Here is a 16,435-nt window from a genome sequence, read left to right on the forward strand (position 1 = left end):
AGAGGGGCTCTCATGGACTTCATCTCAATTCTCAGCATCTTCGTGCTGGCCTGCTTCGTGGGCTATTACGTTGTCTGGTCGGTGACCCCGGCGCTGCATACCCCGTTGATGGCGGTGACCAACGCGATCTCCTCGGTGATCATCGTCGGTGCGCTGATCGCTTCAGCCGAGGCCAATAGCCCGATTGCCAAGTATCTCGGCCTGTTCGGCGTGGTGCTCGCCGCGATCAACATCTTCGGCGGCTTCGCCGTGACCGAGCGCATGCTCGCGATGTACAAGAAGAAGGAGAAGTAAGAGATGACCTTCTCCATCCTCTCGGCAGCAGCCCATGGTGGCGGCGTTCCGGCCTGGGCGATGCTCGCCTACCTTGCGGCGGGCGTGTTCTTCATCCTCGCGCTGCGCGGGCTTTCGAGCCCGGCGACCTCGCGTGCAGGCAACCGCAACGGCATGATCGGCATGGCCATCGCGCTGGTGACGACGCTCGTCACCCACGACATCGCCAACATCGTCGAGATCGCCATCGCGCTCGCCATCGGCGGGGCGATCGGCGTGGTCGTCGCGCGGCGCATCGCCATGACGCAGATGCCCGAACTGGTCGCCGGCTTCCACTCGCTGGTGGGCCTTGCGGCGGTGGTGGTGGGCTTCGGCGCGTGGCTCGATCCGCAGTCCTTCGGCATCGTCGACGCCGCGGGGCAGATCCTCGCGGTCAGCCGCATCGAACTCGGCCTCGGCATCGCCATCGGGGCGATCACCTTCTCCGGCTCGGTCATCGCCTTCATGAAGCTCTCGGGCCGCATGAGCGGCTCGCCGATCATGCTGCCGGGCCGCCATGTCATCAACCTCGGCACGCTCGCGGCGATCCTCGGGCTGATCGCGCTCTACACCGTCTCGCCGCAGGGCGCGGCGGGCGAGGGCTGGATGGTGATTGCCGTCGCGATCCTCGCCTTCATCATCGGCTTCCTGCTGATCATCCCGATCGGCGGCGCGGACATGCCGGTGGTCGTCTCGATGCTCAACTCCTACTCGGGCTGGGCCGCGGCGGCGATGGGCTTCACCCTCGGCAACACCGCGATGATCATCACCGGCGCGCTGGTCGGCTCCTCGGGGGCGATCCTCAGCTACATCATGTGCCGCGCGATGAACCGCAGCTTCATCAGCGTGATCGCGGGCGGCTTCGGTGCCGACGCAGGCGCGGGCGGCGGTGGCGGTGCGCGCGAACAGCGCCCCTACAAGCAGGGCTCGGCCGAAGACGCCGCCTACATGCTCGAACAGGCCGAGAAGGTCATCATCATCCCGGGCTACGGGATGGCGGTTGCCCAGGCCCAGCACGCGCTGCGCGAGATGGGTGACAAGCTCAAGGAAAAGGGCGTGGAGGTGAAGTACGCCATCCACCCCGTCGCGGGCCGTATGCCGGGGCACATGAACGTGCTCCTCGCCGAAGCCAGCGTGCCTTACGATGAGGTGTTTGAACTGGAGGACATCAACTCCGAGTTCGCCCAGTGCGACGTCGCCTTCATCATCGGCGCGAACGACGTGGTGAACCCCGCAGCTAAGACCGACAAGTCCAGCCCCATCTACGGGATGCCGGTGTTCGATGTCGACAAGGCCAAGCAGGTGTTCTTCATCAAGCGCTCGATGGGCGGTGTCGGCTATGCCGGGGTCGACAACGACGTGTTCTACATGAACCAGACCGTCATGCTCCTCGCCGACGCGAAGAAGATGGTCGAGGAAATCGTCAAGTCGCTGGACTGATCCGGATATGCGCAAGCTGCTGATCGGACTTCTGCTGATCGTGGTTCTGGGGGCGGGGGCGCTGTTCAGCGGCCTCGCCAACCCGCTTGTCGAGATGCGCGTCAAATCCGCGCTGGTCGAATCCGGCATCGGCGAGAAGCGCGCCGAATGCATGGCGGAGCGCATGGTCGACCGGCTCTCGCTCGGTCAGCTGTGGAAGCTGCGGCAGGGCATGGCCCCGCAGGAAGGCGAGCCCGAAGAAGGCTATGGCCTCGGCGAACTCGTCAAGCGCCTGCGCCGCGTCGGCGATGGCGAGGCGGTGGCTGTGCTGACGACTTCGGCGGGCCTCTGCACCATCGGTCTCGGCTGAGCCTTTCGCCCCTGCCGCATTGCTGCTTGAGGCGCTTGCCATCCCTCCCCCCGATGCGCCACAACAGGCGCCGGAGAGGGAGACCATCATGAACCGCATCGCTTTCGCCGCCGCGCTGCTCGCCGGAGCCGCCGCCTCGCCGCTTGCCGCCGAAACGCACCGCGTCGCTGCGGGCGAGGGGGCGGGGGCGCGGTTGCAGGAGGCGCTGATCCTCGCAGCCCCGGGCGACGTGATCGAGCTGGGCGAGGGCCGCTTCACGCTCACCGACGGGCTCAGCCTCGACGTTGACGGGGTGACGGTGCGCGGCGCGGGGATGGACAAGTCGGTCCTCGATTTTACCACCCAGCAGGGCGCGGGCGAGGGGCTGCTGGTCACCTCGGACAACGTCACCTTGCGCGATTTCGGGGTCGAGAACCCCAAGGGCGACGGGATCAAGTCCAAGGGCGCGGACAACATCGTCTACTCGGGCATCCGCGTCGAATGGACCGGCGGGCCGAAAGAAACCAATGGCGCCTACGGCATCTACCCGGTCGAGAGCACCGGCGTGCTGGTCACCAATTCCAAGGTCTCGGGCGCGTCCGACGCCGGGATCTATGTCGGCCAGAGCCGCGACATCACGGTGAGCGAGAACATCGTCACCTACAACGTCGCCGGGATCGAGATCGAGAACAGCCGCAATGCGCTGGTGACGAACAACATCGCCTCGAAGAACACCGGCGGGCTGCTGGTGTTCGACCTGCCCGGCCTGCCGGTGATGGGCGGGGGCAACGTGATCCTGCGCGAGAACATCCTCAAGGACAATGACACCCCCAACTTCGCGCCCAAGGGCAACATCGTCGCCTCTGTGCGGCGCGGCACAGGGGTGCTGGTGATGGCGAATGACGGCGTGCTGATCGAGGAGAACGCCTTCGAGAACAACCCGACCGCGCACATCATGGTGGTCGCCTATCTCCAGCCCTTCGACGACCCGCGCTACAACCCCTATGCCCGCAACGTGATCATCGGCCCCAATGCCTTCGGGCGCGGCGGGGACGATCCGCAGCTCGATGGCAAGGAAGCGCTGCTCGCGGCCTTCGGCGGCGCGCTGCCGCCGGTGCTGTGGGACGGGATCAAGGAGGATGACGACACCGGCCTGCGCATCGCGGAGGGCGTGAGCGGCTGGACGCTCAATCTCTCGAAGCCCGGCCAGTCGATCGCCGAAGCCCAGCCCGGGCCGCTCGAACTGACGCCGCTGGAAAGCTGGGAATTCCCCAAGGTCGGCGCGCCCGCAGCGCTGGAGGCGCGGCTGAAGTGAGGCGCGGTCTCGCCATCCTTGCGCTCGCCTGCGCCACGCTCGGCGGCGCGCTGGCCCATGCGACGGTGCTGGTGCCGAGCCTCGTGAACGACGCCGCGATCCGGGGCGAGGCCTTTCCGGCCAAGCTATCGGAGTTCGGCTTCTTCAAGGATGGCGCGCGGCAGCTGCCGCAGGATTTCGTCTATCCTTACGCGCTCAATACACCGCTGTGGTCGGACGGGGCGGAGAAGCTGCGCTTCATCTACCTGCCCGACGGCACGCAGCTGACCGCGGACGGGGAGGGCCTGCTGCAATTCCCGGTCGGTTCGGCGATCATCAAGACCTTTGCCTTCGGCGAGGGGAGCGAGCGCCGGCTGATCGAGACCCGCGTGCTGCTCCACCGCGCCAATGGCTGGGTGGCGCTGCCCTATCGCTGGAACGCCGAGCAGACCGAGGCGACGCTGGCGCTGGCGGGCGGGCGGGTCGATCTGGTGACGCCGGCGGGCGAGGCGATCTCCTATGCCATCCCCAACAAGAACCAGTGCAAGACCTGCCATTCCAACGCCAACCGTACTGTCCCTATCGGGCCGAAGGCGCGCAACCTTTCGGTCAAGTGGCTGGGCGGGATGCTGAAGGAGGGCAAGCTCGACCGGATCCCGCCGGGCGCGGCGACCATGCCCGTCTGGGCGGCCCGCAAGCCCAAGGACGCGGCCGAGCCGCTCGCGCGTGCCTATCTCGATGTGAACTGCGCGCATTGCCACCAGCCGGGCGGGGGCGCCTCGAACTCGGGGCTCGACCTGCGCTGGGAGCAGCGCGATCCCCACGCCTACGGCATCGGCAAGCGCCCGGTCGCGGCGGGGCGCGGGGCGGGGGAGTATGATTTCTCCATCGTCGCGGGCCACCCGGACGAATCGATCCTGCTCTATCGCCTGAACAGCGCCGAGCCCGGCATCGCCATGCCCGAACTCGGCAAGGCGAGCGTCGACAGGGAAGGCGTCGCGGTGGTGCGGCGCTGGATTGCGGAGATGAAATGATGAAGTGGCTGAAGCGCGGGCTCCTCGCGCTCGTTGGCGTCCTCGTGATCGCCTTCCTCGTTTTCCGCACCCCCGACACGGACCCTGCGGAAATGCGCGCGAAGTACGGCGCGCCGCCCTCGCAATTCGTGACGATCGGCGACGGCGTGACCGTCCACCTGCGCGACGAGGGGCCGCGCGATGCGCCAGCGATCATCCTGCTTCACGGCTCCAACGCGGACCTCCACACCTGGGAGCCGTGGGTGCAGGCCTTGAAGGGCAGGTATCGCGTGATCCGCTTCGACCAGATCGGTCACGGTCTCACCGGCCCCGATCCGAAGGAGGATTACTCCACCGCCAATTTCGTCGCCGATATCGGCGAGGTGGCGGACAGGCTGGGGCTCAAGACCTTCGTCCTCGGCGGCAATTCGATGGGCGGCAAGCACGCGCTTGCCTATGCCATCGCCCATCCCGAGCGGCTGACGGGCCTTGTGCTGGTCGACGGCAGCGGCGGGCCGATGCTCAAGATCGAACGCAAGGGCGAGGAAAAGAAGGACAGCGGCAATATCGGCTTCACGATCGCCCGCATGCCCGGCGTCAATCTGCTCGCCGAACAGATCACGCCCCGCTCGCTGATCGCGCAAAGCCTCGAGCAGTCGGTGTCGGTCAAGTCGGTCGCGAGCGAGGCCACTATCGACCGTTACTGGGAGCTGCTGCGCTATCCCGGCAACCGCCGCGCGACATTGAAGCGCTTCAGCCAGCCTTATGATCCGCTCAAACCCGAAGACATCGCCAAGGTGCAGACCCCCACCCTGATCCTGTGGGGCGAGGAGGACCGCATCATCCCGGTCGAGGCGGGGCAGTGGCTCGCGAAGACCCTGCCGGTGAACAAGCTCCACATTTATCCGAAGATCGGCCACCTGCCCCACGAGGAGGCGCCCGCCGCCACGCTCACCGATCTCGAACCGTGGCTCGCGCAGCACGCCCCCGGCGCAAAACCCTGATAGCCACGGGGCGCGTCATCTGCCCACTGGACGGGAACCGCGCGCAGGCCCTAGAGCCATCCGCACACGCACATTCTGACAAAGGGGCACCCGGCATTGCGCAAACTCGGGATCATCGGTGGCATGAGCTGGGTGTCGACCGCAACCTATTACGACCGGATCAACCGCATCGTCCAGAAACGCGCCGCCCCGATGGCGAGCGCGCCGCTGCTGATCGAGAGCCTCGACTTCTGCCAGCTCTACGCGCTGACCGCCGAGGCCGACTGGCAGCGCGCGGCGAGCGTGCTCATCGAAAGCGCGAAGCGGCTCGAGGGGGCAGGGGCCGAGGCGCTGGTGATCGGTGCCAATTCGATGCACCGCCTCTATGACGATGTCGCCGCATCGGTGAACGTGCCGATCCTCCACATCGCCGAATATGTCGGCCTCGCCATGAAGCGCGCCGGCAAAACCAGCGCCGCGCTGCTCGGCACGCGCAATGTGATGACCGAGAGCTTCTACCGTAAGCGTCTGGTAGCACACGGGATTGATCTGCTCCCGCCGAACCTCGCCTATGTCGAGATGCTCGACCGGATCATCTATGACGAGCTGATGGTCGGCAAGGTCAGCCGCGAGGCGGAGCGGACGATGAAGACGATCATCACCAACACCGAACAGGAAGGGGCGCAGGCCGTTGTGCTCGCCTGCACCGAACTGGCGCTGGTGGTCGATGTCGATGCCAATGTCCTGCCGATCTTCGACAGCACCCGAATCCATTGCGAAGCCGCAGCGAACTGGATCCTCGAACAGGAAATGGTGAACTAGTCTTCGTCCTGTCCCTCGCATCGCCCGTTTCATCGCAACCCATGCAAGGGCGGGGTGTATCTGCAACCCTTTGAACCTATGTCGCCCCCGGATTTTGTCACCTTCTAGGTAACAGGCATAATTCGGGTCTTCGGGTCGCCCGCGGGCCCTTGGAGCCGCCTTCCTCCCCCCCAATCACCGGAAGGCGGCTCCATAACTCTCCCCTGATTCGTGCCATGTTCGCGCCCCGTTCCGGTTGAGCCGCGCGCTACGCTCCCCTAATCGCTGAGCCCGTGATGACCCGCGCTTCCTACGCCGCCGATCCCGACGCCGCGCCCGTCCGCGAATTCGGCGGAGCGCCTGCAACAGAGCGCCGCGGCCCGCGCAGCGCCTTCCAGCGCGACCGCGACCGGATCATCCATTCGATGAGCTTCCGGCGGCTGAAGTCCAAGACGCAGGTCTTTATCGCTCCCGATGGCGACCATTACCGCACCCGCCTGACCCACAGCCTTGAAGTCGCGCAGATCGGCCGCGTGATCGCCCGCGCGCTCGGCCTCGACGAGGACCTGACCGAGGCGCTGTGCCTTGCCCATGATCTCGGCCACCCGCCCTTCGGCCATGCGGGCGAGGCGGCGCTGTCGGAATCGATGGAGCGCCACGGCGGCTTCGATCACAACGCGCAGGCGCTGCGCACCGTGATGCGGATCGAGTGCCCCTATCCCGATCATGACGGGCTGAACCTCACCTGGGACCTGCTCGAAGGCCTTGCCAAGCACAACGGGCCGGTGATCGCGCCGAACTGGGCGCTGGCGGAACTGGACGCGGCCTTCCCGCTCGATCTCCTCACCTGGCCCTCGCTCGAGGCGCAGGTGGCGGCGGTGGCGGACGATATCGCCTATGACAACCACGACATCGACGATGGCCTGCGCGCCGGGTTCCTCCAGCTCGACGACCTGCTTTCGCTGGATTTCCTCGCAGACCAGTGGCGGACGGTCGAAAAGCGCTTTCCCGGCGCCCCGCGCGAGCGTCTGCTGCGCGAGATGATACGCGACCAGATCGGGATGATGGTGAACGATGCTATTGCGCACACGCGGGAGCAGGCGCGCGGCCTGTCCTCGGTTGCCGAAGTGCGCGCTGCCGGACGCCAGCTCGCCGGTTTCTCGCCCGCGATGGCGGCGCAGGAACGGCGCCTCAAGACCTTCATGTACGACCGCCTCTACTACCACCCCGAACAGATCGCCGCCGCCGAGAAGGCGCGCGACGTGGTGGCGCGGCTGTTTGCCGCCTATGCGCAGGATGCGACCCTGATGCCCGATGACTGGCACGCGCGGCTCCCGCTTCAGCAGCCGCAGCGCGCGCGGGTGATCGCCGATTTCATTGCCGGCATGAGCGACCGCTTCGCGATGCAGGCGGTCGGGCAGATCTATGGCACGCGGCCGGAGGGTCTCATCAATGTCTGATCCGCGGCACATCGGCCCCGTGCGCGTCGCGCTGGTGGGCGCAACCGGCCTTGTCGGGCGCAAGGTGATCGAGATCGCCAGCGCGGGCGACGAGGTGCGCATCGTCGGTATCGCCCGGCGCGAGGCCCCGTTGCCGCCGGGCGCGCGGATGGAGATGTTCGTCTCCGAACCCGACAAATGGGGCGAGGTGCTCGACGCGGTGCGCCCGCGCGCGCTGATCTGTGCGCTGGGCACCACATGGAAGAAGGCCGGGCGCGACGAGGCCGCCTTCCGCGCGGTTGATCAGGAACTGGTGATCGCCACGGCCGAGGCGGCCAAGCGCGCGGGCGTGCCCAACATGGTCGTCGTCAGCGCGGCCGGCGCCGACAAGCGCGCCAAGGCGCTCTACATGCGCGTGAAGGGCGAAACCGAGGAGGCGCTGACCCGCGTCGGCTTCAAACGGCTCGACATTCTCCACCCCGGCCTCTTGCGCGGCGAGCGGGTGGACGACCTGCGCTTCGCCGAGCGCGCCGCCCTGCTGGCCGCGCCGCTGATCGATCCGCTGCTGTCGGGCAAGTGGGAACGCTATCGCTCGATCGACGCAGCCGTGGTCGCCGAGGCCGCGCTCGGCCTTGCGCTGCGCCGTGCGGGCGGGCGCTTCACCCATGACAACGAGGCAATGCGCCGCGCCGCACGCGAATGGCGCCGCGTGGGCGAGCCGGGGGAGGTCGCATGACGGACTGGGCGCTGGTGTTCAAGGCGGTGAGCCTGCTCGCGGCTGTCAGCTGGACTGCGCTGATCTTGCTGCCGCGCTGGCCCGCGCTGCTCTCGGCGATCCTCTATCTCGGCATCGGCCTCTTGTGTCTGGTCTATGCCACCGGCCTCATCGGCGTGGTCAGCGGGCTGATCCCCAATTCGGGCGGCGGGGGCATGGACTTCACGTCCATCACCGGCATCCGCGCGCTGTTCGCCACCGATGGCGGGGTGACGATCGGCTGGACGCATTACCTCGCCTTCGACCTGTTCACCGGCCTCTGGATCGCGCGCGATGCCGATGCGAAGAACGTCTCGCGCTTCCTTCAGGCGCCGGTGCTGCTGCTGACCTTCCTCGCAGGGCCGCTGGGCCTCGGGATCTGGCTGATCGCGCGCGAGCCCGCCGCGCGCCGGCAGGGGCGGTTTCGCTAGACCCGCGCGGGGGCTTTTGCTTAATTCTCCCAAACGGCTTTTGGGAGAGAGCACGGCCATGGCGCGCAATGCCTATCACGCATTCCAGACCTTCGACGAAATCCTGCATTTCTGGGCGAAGGAGCGCCCCGATGGCCATGCCTTCGATCAGGAGGGGCGGGTCACGACCTATGCCGAGGCCGATGTCCTCACCCGCCAGCTGATCGCGCTGATGCAGGCGCGCGGGATCGACAAGGGCGACCGCGTGGCGTGGCTGGGCAAGAACCGCGACACCTATTTCCTGCTCTATATCGCCGCGGCGCGGATGGGAGCGGTGATGGTGCCGATCGGCTGGCGGCTCGCCCCGCGCGAGATCGCCTATATCCTCACCGACACCGAGGCGAAGCTGCTGTTTGCCGACGCCGATTTCGTCGAGACCGCGCATGGCGTGGCAGGCGAGGTTTCGGCCAATCCCGAAGTGATCGAGGCCGAGGCTGCGCGCATGGCGGCAGGCGGGTTCGAGCCGGCGGACTACACCCCGCCCGGCCCGCATGATCCGGTGCTCCAGCTCTACACCAGCGGCACCACCGGCAACCCCAAGGGGGCGATGCTGTCGAACACCAACCTCCTCGGCCTGCACAATGCGGCGGTGGCCGAGGGGCTCGACTGGCAGTTCTACGAGCCGGGCGACTGCATGCTCGTCGCCATGCCTTGCGCGCATATCGGCGGCACGGGGCTGGTGAACATCGCCGTCGCGAGCGGGGTGAGGAGCCTCGTGCAGGCGGAGTTCTCCCCCGTCGGCGTACTCGAGGCGATCGAGGCGGGGGCGACGCATATGTTCATCGTGCCGGCCGCGCTCCAGATGGTCGTCCAGCACCCGCGCGCTGCGAGCACCGACTTCAGCAATCTCAAATACCTGATGTACGGCGCTGCGCCGATGCCCTTGGAGCTGCTCAAGGAAGCGGTGCGGACGATGCCGACGACGAAGTTCCTGCAAGCCTACGGCATGACCGAGACGTCAGGTACGATCTCGATCCTTCCCCCTGAGGACCACAGCCTCGAAGGCAACCAGCGCATGCGCTCGGCGGGGAAGGCCTGCCCCGGGGTCGAGATCGAGGTGCGCGGGCCGGACAATGTCGAGGTTCCGCGCGGCGAGATCGGCGAGGTGTGCATCAAGTCGCCCTCCAACACGGCGGGCTACTGGAAGCTGCCCGAGGCAACCGCCAAGACCATCGATGCCGACGGCTGGCTCCACACCGGCGATGCGGGCGTGATGGACGCGGACGGCTATGTCTACATCCAGGACCGCATCAAGGACATGATCATCTCGGGCGGCGAGAACGTCTATCCCGCGGAGGTCGAAAGCGCGATCTACGGTCACCCCGCCATCGCCGAGGTCGCCGTGATCGGCGTGCCGAGCGCCAAGTGGGGCGAGGAGGTCAAGGCCTGCGTCGTCGCCAAGCCCGGCATGGAAGTCGACGAGGCCGACGTGATCGCCTGGACGCGCGAGCGGATCGCGGCGTTCAAGGCACCCAAGAGCGTCGACGTGATCCCGCTGATGCCGCGCAACGCCAGCGGCAAGATCCTGCGCCGCGAGTTGCGCGCGCCCTATTGGGAAGGGCAGGAGCGGCAGGTCTCCTGACATGAAACAGCACGCCCCCGCCACCTTGCGCAATCGCGAGCCGATTGCCGCCGTGCTCGCGCAGGAATTGCCCGCGCGCGGTACGGTGCTCGAAATTGCGGCAGGCACCGGGGAACATGCGGTGTTCTTCGCAGGTGCTTTCCCCGCGCTCGACTGGCAGCCGACCGATCCCTCGCCCGAGGCGGTGGCCTCGATCACCGCCTATCGCGACGACTATGGCGGCACCAATCTCGCCGCGCCGCTGCTGCTCGATGCCGCCGCGCCCGAGACGTGGCCCGTCACCCGAGCCGACGCGATCGTGTGCATCAACATGGTCCACATCAGCCCGTGGGAGGCGACCCTCGGGCTGTTCCGGGGGGCTGCACAATTGTTGGGCAGCGGCGCGCCGTTGATCCTTTACGGGCCCTATCTCGAGGCGGGCGTGGAGACCACGCCCTCCAACCTCGAATTCGACGCAAGCCTCAAGGCGCGCAATCCGCTGTGGGGACTGCGCGAGGCGGAAGCGCTCGATGCGCTTGCTGCGCAGCACGGCATGGCGCGGACCGCGCGCCATGCGCTGCCCGCCAACAATATCGTGCTGGTGTACCGAAGCGCTTAGTCTATCGCGCGCTTGCCCGCCTGGCCGACCGACTTGATGTCGTCGCCAAGGCCGTCGACCGTGTTGCAGGCCGCGGTGCCAAGGGCGAGAGCGGCAAGGGCGGCGGCAGTCAGAACATTGCGAATCATAAACGGGTCCTTCGTCAAACCTGCTGGATCAACGCACAACCTGTCGCAAAATTCCTGACAATGCGGTGAATCGCCGCCCCTGCCCGATGGATGGGCGAGGCCCGCCCGGTCAGATTTCCTTTTCTACCTCGCGCGAGGCCGACTGGAGGGCCTCGCCTGCGCCTTCGACGGTGTTGCAGGCAGCGGTGGCGAGCGCGGCTGCCGACAGGGCGAGCGCGGTGATAAGGGTACGGTTGGTCATGGCAGGGTGCTCCTTCGTGGTTGTCCCTGCAGGGCCGAACCGGAGCAATTGCCCGAAAGGTTCATCCTATTCGCCGGAATGCACCCGGGATCGGGCGAGTTGCCGTTCGCGCCAGGCGATCAGCAGGCCCGCTCCGATGATCAGCGGCGCGCCGAGCCACAGGCTGGCGGGCGGGGCGCGGTCGAAGATGGTGTAGCCGTAGAAGCTCGCCCATAGCAGCGCGGTGTAGTCCATCAGCAGGATCACCGCCGCCGATCCGAAGCGCAGCGAGGTGGTGAGCAGCATCTGCGCGGCCGCGCCGACGAGGCCCATGCCGAGGATCAGCGCCCATGTGACCGGATCATGCGCCGCGCCGACGAAGGGCAGGGCGATGGCGGCGACCGGCGTGGTGATCGCGGCGAACCAGAAGACGATGCTCCACGGGTTCTCGGTGGTGTTGAGGTCCTGCAACTGGTGGCTGATCACCGCCACCATGAAGGGCGCGACAAGGCCGACCGCGATCCCCGCCAGCGTCACGCCTTCGTGCAGGGCGCCAAAGGGCTGCATCACCACCAGCACCCCGGCAAAGCCCATCGCCACCGCGCTCCAGCGGTAGGGGCCGATCTTCTCGCCGAACAGGATCATGCCGATCAGCACGGCAAAGACCGGGGCGGTGAAGCCGAGCGTCGTCGCCTCGGCGAGTGGCAGCAGGAGAACGGCGCCATAGGTGAAGACCATTCCGAACAGCCCGCTGAAGGCGCGCCGCGCCTGCGCGCCGATCCGGTTGGTCCTGAGCATCGCGAGCCTGCCGGTCAGCGCCAGCCCCGCGCCCAGCAGCACCACGGTGAGCGCCTGCCGCCAGAATATCAGCTCCATCAGATGCGCGCCGCGTTCGCCGGCGAGCTTCACCAGCATGCCCATCGTCGCCAGCGCGAAGGCGGCGAGCAGCCGCACGAACAGCGCGAGCAGCGGGCGGGGGCGGGCGATCGAGCCATCCATCGCCGCCAGCCTTGGCCGCAGGGCGAGGATTGCGCAACCCGCCCCGCGTCCTACATGGGGCCGCGATGGATCTGATCGCGCAATTCGAGCTGATGAGCGATGCCGCGCAGCTGGCGTGGATCGGCGGGGGGCTGTGGCTGCTTGCCGGGGTGTTCACCCTGATGGAGCGCCGCCGCGCCCGCGCGCGCAATCTGGCGAAGCTGGAAGCGGTCGGGTGGATGCCGTGGACGACCCTGTTCGTGCTCGCCGCGATGCTCGGCGCAGGGTGCCTCGCGATGGCGCTGCCGGCGGTGATGAAGGGCTAGGCAGCGTGACGGAGGGGTATGTGCCTCGTACCCCTCCGTCAGCCGCTGGCGCGGCTGCCACCTCCCCATTCCTCACGGAACGGGGAGAGACCTGAAAACCTGAGCTTATGGATGCCGTTCGAACCCGCAGGGTTCGCAAGGCCGAACGGCGGCCGGCCGGTTAGGCCGAAACTCCGGGCCGGAGGGCCCGGAGCGCCTGCCTTACAGGCAGGCCTCCAGATACGCCTGATCGAAGCCGAACTGGCGCGCCTTTTCGAGCGTGTAGGGGCGAAGGCCCGACGAGCGGAATTCGCCGAGGATCTTCCCGTCGTCGGTCTCGTCGAGATATTCGAACTTGAACAGCTCCTGCGTCACGATCACGTCGCCTTCCATCCCGATCACCTCGGTGATGTTGGTGGTGCGGCGCGAACCGTCGCGCAGACGCTTGACCTGCACGATGAGATCCACCGATTCGGCGATCTGGCGGCTGATGGCTTCCTTGGGGATCTTGATGTCGCCCATCAGGATCATGTTTTCCATACGGCCAAGGCATTCGCGCGGGCTGTTGGCGTGGAGCGTACACATCGAGCCGTCGTGACCGGTGTTCATCGCCGCGAGGAGGTCGAAACACTCCGCGCCGCGAATTTCGCCCAGGATGATGCGGTCAGGACGCATACGCAGGGCGTTCTTCACGAGGTCGCCGATGGTGATCGCGCCCTGGCCTTCGAGGTTCGGCGGGCGGGTTTCGAGCGGCAGCCAGTGCGGCTGCTGCAGGCGGAGTTCCGCCGCGTCTTCGATGGTCAGCACGCGCTCGCCCGGGTCGATCATCTTCGACAGGGCGTTGAGCATCGTCGTCTTACCCGAACCGGTACCGCCCGAGATGACGATGTTCATGCGGCACGCGCCGGCAATCTTCAGCGCGGTCGCCATCTTGTCCGACATCGACCCGAAGTCGCGCAGCATGTCGATGGTGATCGGCTTTTCGGAGAACTTACGAATCGAGATCGCGGTGCCGCGCAGCGAAAGCGGCGGCACGATCACGTTCACACGGCTGCCGTCCTTGAGGCGGGCGTCCGCGAGCGGGGTGGTCTGGTCGACGCGGCGGCCGACCTGGTTCACGATGCGCTGGGCGATCTGGAACAGGTGCTGTTCGTCGCGGAAGCGGATCGGGGCGAGCTGGAGCTTGCCCTTCTTTTCGATGTAGGTCTGGTCCGGGCCGTTGACCATGATATCGGACACGTCCGGATCGTTCAGCAGCTCTTCCAGAGGGCCGAAGCCGAGCAGCTCGTCGATCAGCACCTTTTCCAGCGCGAACTGTTCGCGCCGGTTGAGGGTGACCTTCAGCTCGGCCAGCACTTCCATGATGATCGGGCGGAATTCCTCGGAGAGCTCCTCCTTGGAAAGCGTCGCGGCCGCTTCGGGGTCGACACGTTCGAGCAGGCGCGGGAGCACCTGTTCCTTGATCTTGTGGACGCTGGCTTCGAAGCCGCCGACTTCCGAATTGGCCTCGTTGACCGCGGCCATGCGCTCGTTGAGGCGGTCGATCGCCTCCGAGGTCGTCTGCGGACGGCTGGGCGCCGGGGTCGGAGCCGGAGCGGGGCGCGCCGGAGCGGCTTCACCCGGGATCGGCGGGAACTGCTCGCCGCCGCGCGGGGCAGCGCCCGCGCCCTTCATGGGCCGTGCGACACCGAAAGCGGGCCTGGCGCCCGGCTTCATCCCGCCTGCATTGCCCTTTTTGCCGAATGCGCTCATTCCCAGCCCCCGAGGGTCTCTACCAACCTGCGCAGATCGCCCCGAAAAGGCGAAAGCTGCGTCACGAGAAATGGTGAATAGGTGGGAATGGTTGTTTTTTTCCTAAACACCTTTTCAAGCCGGCGGCGTTGGGGTTGTCGTTAAGGAGGCCGGCGCTAGAGCGGCGGAATCGGCAGCAAGGGAAAAGCCAGAACGATGTGCGGCATTATCGGTATCGTGGGTCAGAGCAGCGTCGCCGACCGGCTGGTCGACGGGCTCAAGCGCATGGAATATCGCGGCTATGACAGCGCGGGCGTGTGCACGCTGCACGGCGGGGAACTGGTGCGCCGCCGTGCCGAGGGGCGGCTGGCCAATCTGGTAAACGTGCTCGCGCATGATCCGGCGCCGGGCAATGTCGGCATCGCGCACACCCGCTGGGCGACCCACGGCGCGCCGACCGCGGCCAATGCCCACCCTCACGCGACGGGCGAGCTTGCCATCGTCCACAACGGGATCATCGAGAATTACAAGGAATTGCGCGCCGAACTCGCCGCCAAGGGCCGCGTGTTCGAGAGCGAGACCGATACCGAAATCGTCGCCCACCTGATCTCGGTCGAGGTCGAAGCCGGGGCGGAACCGGCCGAGGCGGTGCGCCGCGTTCTGCCGCGCCTGCGCGGGGCCTTCGCGCTGGCCATCGCCTTCCGCCGCTATCCCGATCTGCTGATCGGCGCGCGCCTCGGCTCGCCGCTGGTGCTGGGCTATGGCCCCGAGGGCGCGGACGCGGAGATGTATCTCGGCTCCGACGCACTCGCGCTCGCGCCGCTGACCCAGCGCATCGCCTATCTCGAAGAGGGCGACTGGGTGGTGATCAAGCGCGGCAGTGCGGAGATCTTCGATATCGAGGGTAACCCCGTCACCCGCGAGATCCAGACCTCGGGTGCATCGGCGGCGGCGGTCGAGAAGGGCAATTACCGCCACTTCATGCAGAAGGAGATCTACGAGCAGCCCACCGTGGTGGCGCAGACGCTCGCATCCTATCTGCGCCGTTCGGACAATTCGGTCGCGCTGCCGCAGATCGATTTCGACCTCTCCGCCATCCGCCGCCTGACGATCGTCGCCTGCGGCACCAGCTTCTACGCCGGGATGGTGGCGAAATACTGGTTCGAGCAATTCGCCCGCGTGCCGGTCGACATCGATGTCGCCTCGGAATTCCGTTACCGCAACCCGGTGCTGGAGGAGGGCGGGCTTGCGCTGTTCATCTCGCAGAGCGGGGAGACCGCCGACACGCTCGCCGCGCTGCGCCACTGCAAGGCCAACGGGCAGACCATCGGCGTCGTCGTCAACGTGCCGACCAGCACGATGGCGCGCGAGGCCGATCTGCTGCTGCCCACCCACGCCGGGCCGGAAATCGGCGTCGCCTCGACCAAGGCCTTCACTTGCCAGCTTGCCGTGCTCGCCGCGCTGGCGGCGCACATGGCGGTGAAGAAGGGCCGCCTCGACCGCGAGCAGGAGGCCGAGATCGTGCGCCACCTGCTCGAAGCGCCCGCCGCGCTCAACGCCGCGCTTGCCCACGATGACGACATCGCCGCGATGGCGCACCTCGTCGCCCCGGCGCGCGACGTGCTTTATCTGGGCCGCGGGCAGGACTATCCGCTGGCGCTGGAAGGCGCGCTGAAATTGAAGGAAATCAGCTACATCCACGCCGAAGGCTATGCCGCGGGCGAGATGAAGCACGGGCCGATCGCGCTGATCGACGATGCCGTGCCGGTGGTGGTGATCGCGCCGTCGGGCCCGCTGTTCGAAAAGACCGTCTCCAACATGGAGGAGGTGCGCGCGCGCGGCGGGCAGGTGGTGCTGATCTCGGACGCGGAAGGCATCGCCCACGCGGGCGAAGGCTGCATCGCGACCATCGAGATGCCGGTCGTCCACCCGCTGATCGTGCCGCTGGTCTATGCCGTTCCGGTGCAACTGCTGGCCTATCACGTGGCCGTGGTGAAGGGCACGGACGTCGACCAGCCGCGCAATCTGGCGAAGTCGGTGACGGTCGAATAGGCCTGCC

18 protein-coding genes are annotated in these 16,435 nt (G+C 67.1%); 14 read left to right on the top strand and 4 right to left on the bottom strand.

The genetic code is table 11. The features are described 5' to 3' along the window. The first annotated feature begins 12 nt into the window (after positions 1-12). From BZF57_RS02615 to BZF57_RS02670, 12 genes are all read left to right on the top strand, one after another. A complete protein-coding gene (locus tag BZF57_RS02615; RefSeq protein WP_086734294.1) occupies positions 13-294 on the top strand; it encodes an NAD(P) transhydrogenase subunit alpha part 2 in 282 nt (93 codons plus the stop codon). Between the two features lie 3 nt (positions 295-297). Continuing rightward, a complete protein-coding gene (locus BZF57_RS02620; RefSeq protein WP_086734296.1) occupies positions 298-1,752 on the top strand; it encodes an NAD(P)(+) transhydrogenase (Re/Si-specific) subunit beta in 1,455 nt (484 codons plus the stop codon). A gap of 7 nt (positions 1,753-1,759) precedes the next feature. Further along, positions 1,760-2,101 carry a hypothetical protein gene (locus BZF57_RS02625; RefSeq protein WP_086734298.1) on the top strand — a complete coding sequence of 114 codons (342 nt, stop codon included), beginning with the start codon at positions 1,760-1,762 and terminating at the stop codon, positions 2,099-2,101. Between the two features lie 88 nt (positions 2,102-2,189). Continuing rightward, positions 2,190-3,395, top strand: coding sequence for a parallel beta-helix domain-containing protein (locus tag BZF57_RS02630; protein ID WP_086734301.1), 1,206 nt, complete (start codon positions 2,190-2,192; stop codon positions 3,393-3,395). Next, a complete protein-coding gene (locus BZF57_RS02635) occupies positions 3,392-4,408 on the top strand; it encodes an SO2930 family diheme c-type cytochrome (protein WP_086734303.1) in 1,017 nt (338 codons plus the stop codon). Before BZF57_RS02630 ends, BZF57_RS02635 begins: the two co-directional genes overlap by 4 nt. After that, entirely contained in the window at positions 4,405-5,391 is a 987-nt protein-coding gene (locus BZF57_RS02640) for an alpha/beta fold hydrolase (RefSeq protein ID WP_086734305.1), read from the top strand. The genes BZF57_RS02635 and BZF57_RS02640 overlap by 4 nt, the downstream gene beginning before the upstream one ends. A 96-nt stretch (positions 5,392-5,487) precedes the next feature. Next, positions 5,488-6,192: an aspartate/glutamate racemase family protein gene (locus BZF57_RS02645; protein WP_086734308.1), complete on the top strand. Its 705-nt coding sequence runs from the start codon at positions 5,488-5,490 to the stop codon at positions 6,190-6,192. A gap of 275 nt (positions 6,193-6,467) precedes the next feature. Then, on the top strand, positions 6,468-7,631 hold the full coding sequence (locus BZF57_RS02650) for a deoxyguanosinetriphosphate triphosphohydrolase (protein WP_086734310.1): 1,164 nt from the start codon (positions 6,468-6,470) through the stop codon (positions 7,629-7,631). After that, the gene (locus BZF57_RS02655) at positions 7,624-8,346 is read left to right on the top strand and encodes an NAD(P)H-binding protein (RefSeq protein WP_086734312.1); all 723 of its coding nucleotides are present in this window, start codon (positions 7,624-7,626) and stop codon (positions 8,344-8,346) included. The genes BZF57_RS02650 and BZF57_RS02655 overlap by 8 nt, the downstream gene beginning before the upstream one ends. Continuing rightward, a complete protein-coding gene (locus BZF57_RS02660) occupies positions 8,343-8,795 on the top strand; it encodes an ABA4-like family protein (protein WP_086734315.1) in 453 nt (150 codons plus the stop codon). Before BZF57_RS02655 ends, BZF57_RS02660 begins: the two co-directional genes overlap by 4 nt. Before the next feature lie 58 nt (positions 8,796-8,853). Beyond that, on the top strand, positions 8,854-10,416 hold the full coding sequence (locus BZF57_RS02665) for a long-chain-fatty-acid--CoA ligase (RefSeq protein WP_086734317.1): 1,563 nt from the start codon (positions 8,854-8,856) through the stop codon (positions 10,414-10,416). 1 nt (position 10,417) lies between these two features. Next, positions 10,418-11,014 (top strand): DUF938 domain-containing protein, encoded by a 597-nt coding sequence (locus tag BZF57_RS02670; RefSeq protein WP_086734319.1) that lies wholly within the window; start codon positions 10,418-10,420, stop codon positions 11,012-11,014. On the opposite strand, the gene BZF57_RS02675 is transcribed toward BZF57_RS02670, so the two are convergent. The 3 genes from BZF57_RS02675 to BZF57_RS02680 all read right to left on the bottom strand — a co-directional run bounded on the left by BZF57_RS02675 (position 11,011) and on the right by BZF57_RS02680 (position 12,361). Further along, complete coding sequence (locus BZF57_RS02675) at positions 11,011-11,142, bottom strand: Entericidin EcnA/B family protein (RefSeq protein ID WP_086734321.1); 132 nt, start codon at positions 11,140-11,142, stop codon at positions 11,011-11,013. The two genes, BZF57_RS02670 and BZF57_RS02675, sit on opposite strands and share 4 nt — an antisense overlap. Positions 11,143-11,251: 109 nt before the next feature. Continuing rightward, complete coding sequence (locus BZF57_RS21710) at positions 11,252-11,383, bottom strand: hypothetical protein (RefSeq protein WP_276206596.1); 132 nt, start codon at positions 11,381-11,383, stop codon at positions 11,252-11,254. Between the two features lie 66 nt (positions 11,384-11,449). Beyond that, the gene (locus BZF57_RS02680) at positions 11,450-12,361 is read right to left on the bottom strand and encodes a DMT family transporter (RefSeq protein ID WP_086734323.1); all 912 of its coding nucleotides are present in this window, start codon (positions 12,359-12,361) and stop codon (positions 11,450-11,452) included. Between the two features lie 65 nt (positions 12,362-12,426). On the opposite strand from BZF57_RS02680, the gene BZF57_RS02685 reads away from it, so the two are divergent. Continuing rightward, positions 12,427-12,666, top strand: a complete 240-nt coding sequence (locus BZF57_RS02685; RefSeq protein ID WP_086734325.1) for a hypothetical protein — start codon at positions 12,427-12,429, stop codon at positions 12,664-12,666. 201 nt (positions 12,667-12,867) lie between these two features. Here the strand turns inward: BZF57_RS02685 and BZF57_RS02690 are convergent, their stop codons facing one another. Then, a complete protein-coding gene (locus BZF57_RS02690; protein ID WP_086734328.1) occupies positions 12,868-14,397 on the bottom strand; it encodes a TadA family conjugal transfer-associated ATPase in 1,530 nt (509 codons plus the stop codon). Positions 14,398-14,592: 195 nt separating this feature from the next. On the opposite strand from BZF57_RS02690, the gene glmS reads away from it, so the two are divergent. After that, complete coding sequence (gene glmS, locus BZF57_RS02695) at positions 14,593-16,428, top strand: glutamine--fructose-6-phosphate transaminase (isomerizing) (RefSeq protein WP_086734331.1); 1,836 nt, start codon at positions 14,593-14,595, stop codon at positions 16,426-16,428. Positions 16,429-16,435 lie beyond the last annotated feature (7 nt).

Source organism: Erythrobacter colymbi, from assembly GCF_002155685.1.
GTDB classification, from domain to species: Bacteria; Pseudomonadota; Alphaproteobacteria; order Sphingomonadales; family Sphingomonadaceae; genus Erythrobacter; species Erythrobacter colymbi.

What these genes read in the sequence shown, in the direction of transcription:
- BZF57_RS02665 (WP_086734317.1), top strand. Translation starts at nt 8,854, where the DNA reads ATGGCGCGCAATGCCTATCACGCATTCCAGACCTTCGACGAAATCCTG.
- BZF57_RS02620 (WP_086734296.1), top strand. Translation starts at nt 298, where the DNA reads ATGACCTTCTCCATCCTCTCGGCAGCAGCCCATGGTGGCGGCGTTCCG.
- glmS (WP_086734331.1), top strand. Translation starts at nt 14,593, where the DNA reads ATGTGCGGCATTATCGGTATCGTGGGTCAGAGCAGCGTCGCCGACCGG.
- BZF57_RS02640 (WP_086734305.1), top strand. Translation starts at nt 4,405, where the DNA reads ATGATGAAGTGGCTGAAGCGCGGGCTCCTCGCGCTCGTTGGCGTCCTC.
- BZF57_RS02690 (WP_086734328.1), bottom strand. Translation starts at nt 14,397, where the DNA reads ATGAGCGCATTCGGCAAAAAGGGCAATGCAGGCGGGATGAAGCCGGGC.
- BZF57_RS02615 (WP_086734294.1), top strand. Translation starts at nt 13, where the DNA reads ATGGACTTCATCTCAATTCTCAGCATCTTCGTGCTGGCCTGCTTCGTG.
- BZF57_RS02650 (WP_086734310.1), top strand. Translation starts at nt 6,468, where the DNA reads ATGACCCGCGCTTCCTACGCCGCCGATCCCGACGCCGCGCCCGTCCGC.
- BZF57_RS02685 (WP_086734325.1), top strand. Translation starts at nt 12,427, where the DNA reads ATGGATCTGATCGCGCAATTCGAGCTGATGAGCGATGCCGCGCAGCTG.
- BZF57_RS02630 (WP_086734301.1), top strand. Translation starts at nt 2,190, where the DNA reads ATGAACCGCATCGCTTTCGCCGCCGCGCTGCTCGCCGGAGCCGCCGCC.
- BZF57_RS02625 (WP_086734298.1), top strand. Translation starts at nt 1,760, where the DNA reads ATGCGCAAGCTGCTGATCGGACTTCTGCTGATCGTGGTTCTGGGGGCG.
- BZF57_RS02670 (WP_086734319.1), top strand. Translation starts at nt 10,418, where the DNA reads ATGAAACAGCACGCCCCCGCCACCTTGCGCAATCGCGAGCCGATTGCC.
- BZF57_RS02675 (WP_086734321.1), bottom strand. Translation starts at nt 11,142, where the DNA reads ATGATTCGCAATGTTCTGACTGCCGCCGCCCTTGCCGCTCTCGCCCTT.
- BZF57_RS02660 (WP_086734315.1), top strand. Translation starts at nt 8,343, where the DNA reads ATGACGGACTGGGCGCTGGTGTTCAAGGCGGTGAGCCTGCTCGCGGCT.
- BZF57_RS02655 (WP_086734312.1), top strand. Translation starts at nt 7,624, where the DNA reads ATGTCTGATCCGCGGCACATCGGCCCCGTGCGCGTCGCGCTGGTGGGC.
- BZF57_RS02680 (WP_086734323.1), bottom strand. Translation starts at nt 12,361, where the DNA reads ATGGATGGCTCGATCGCCCGCCCCCGCCCGCTGCTCGCGCTGTTCGTG.
- BZF57_RS21710 (WP_276206596.1), bottom strand. Translation starts at nt 11,383, where the DNA reads ATGACCAACCGTACCCTTATCACCGCGCTCGCCCTGTCGGCAGCCGCG.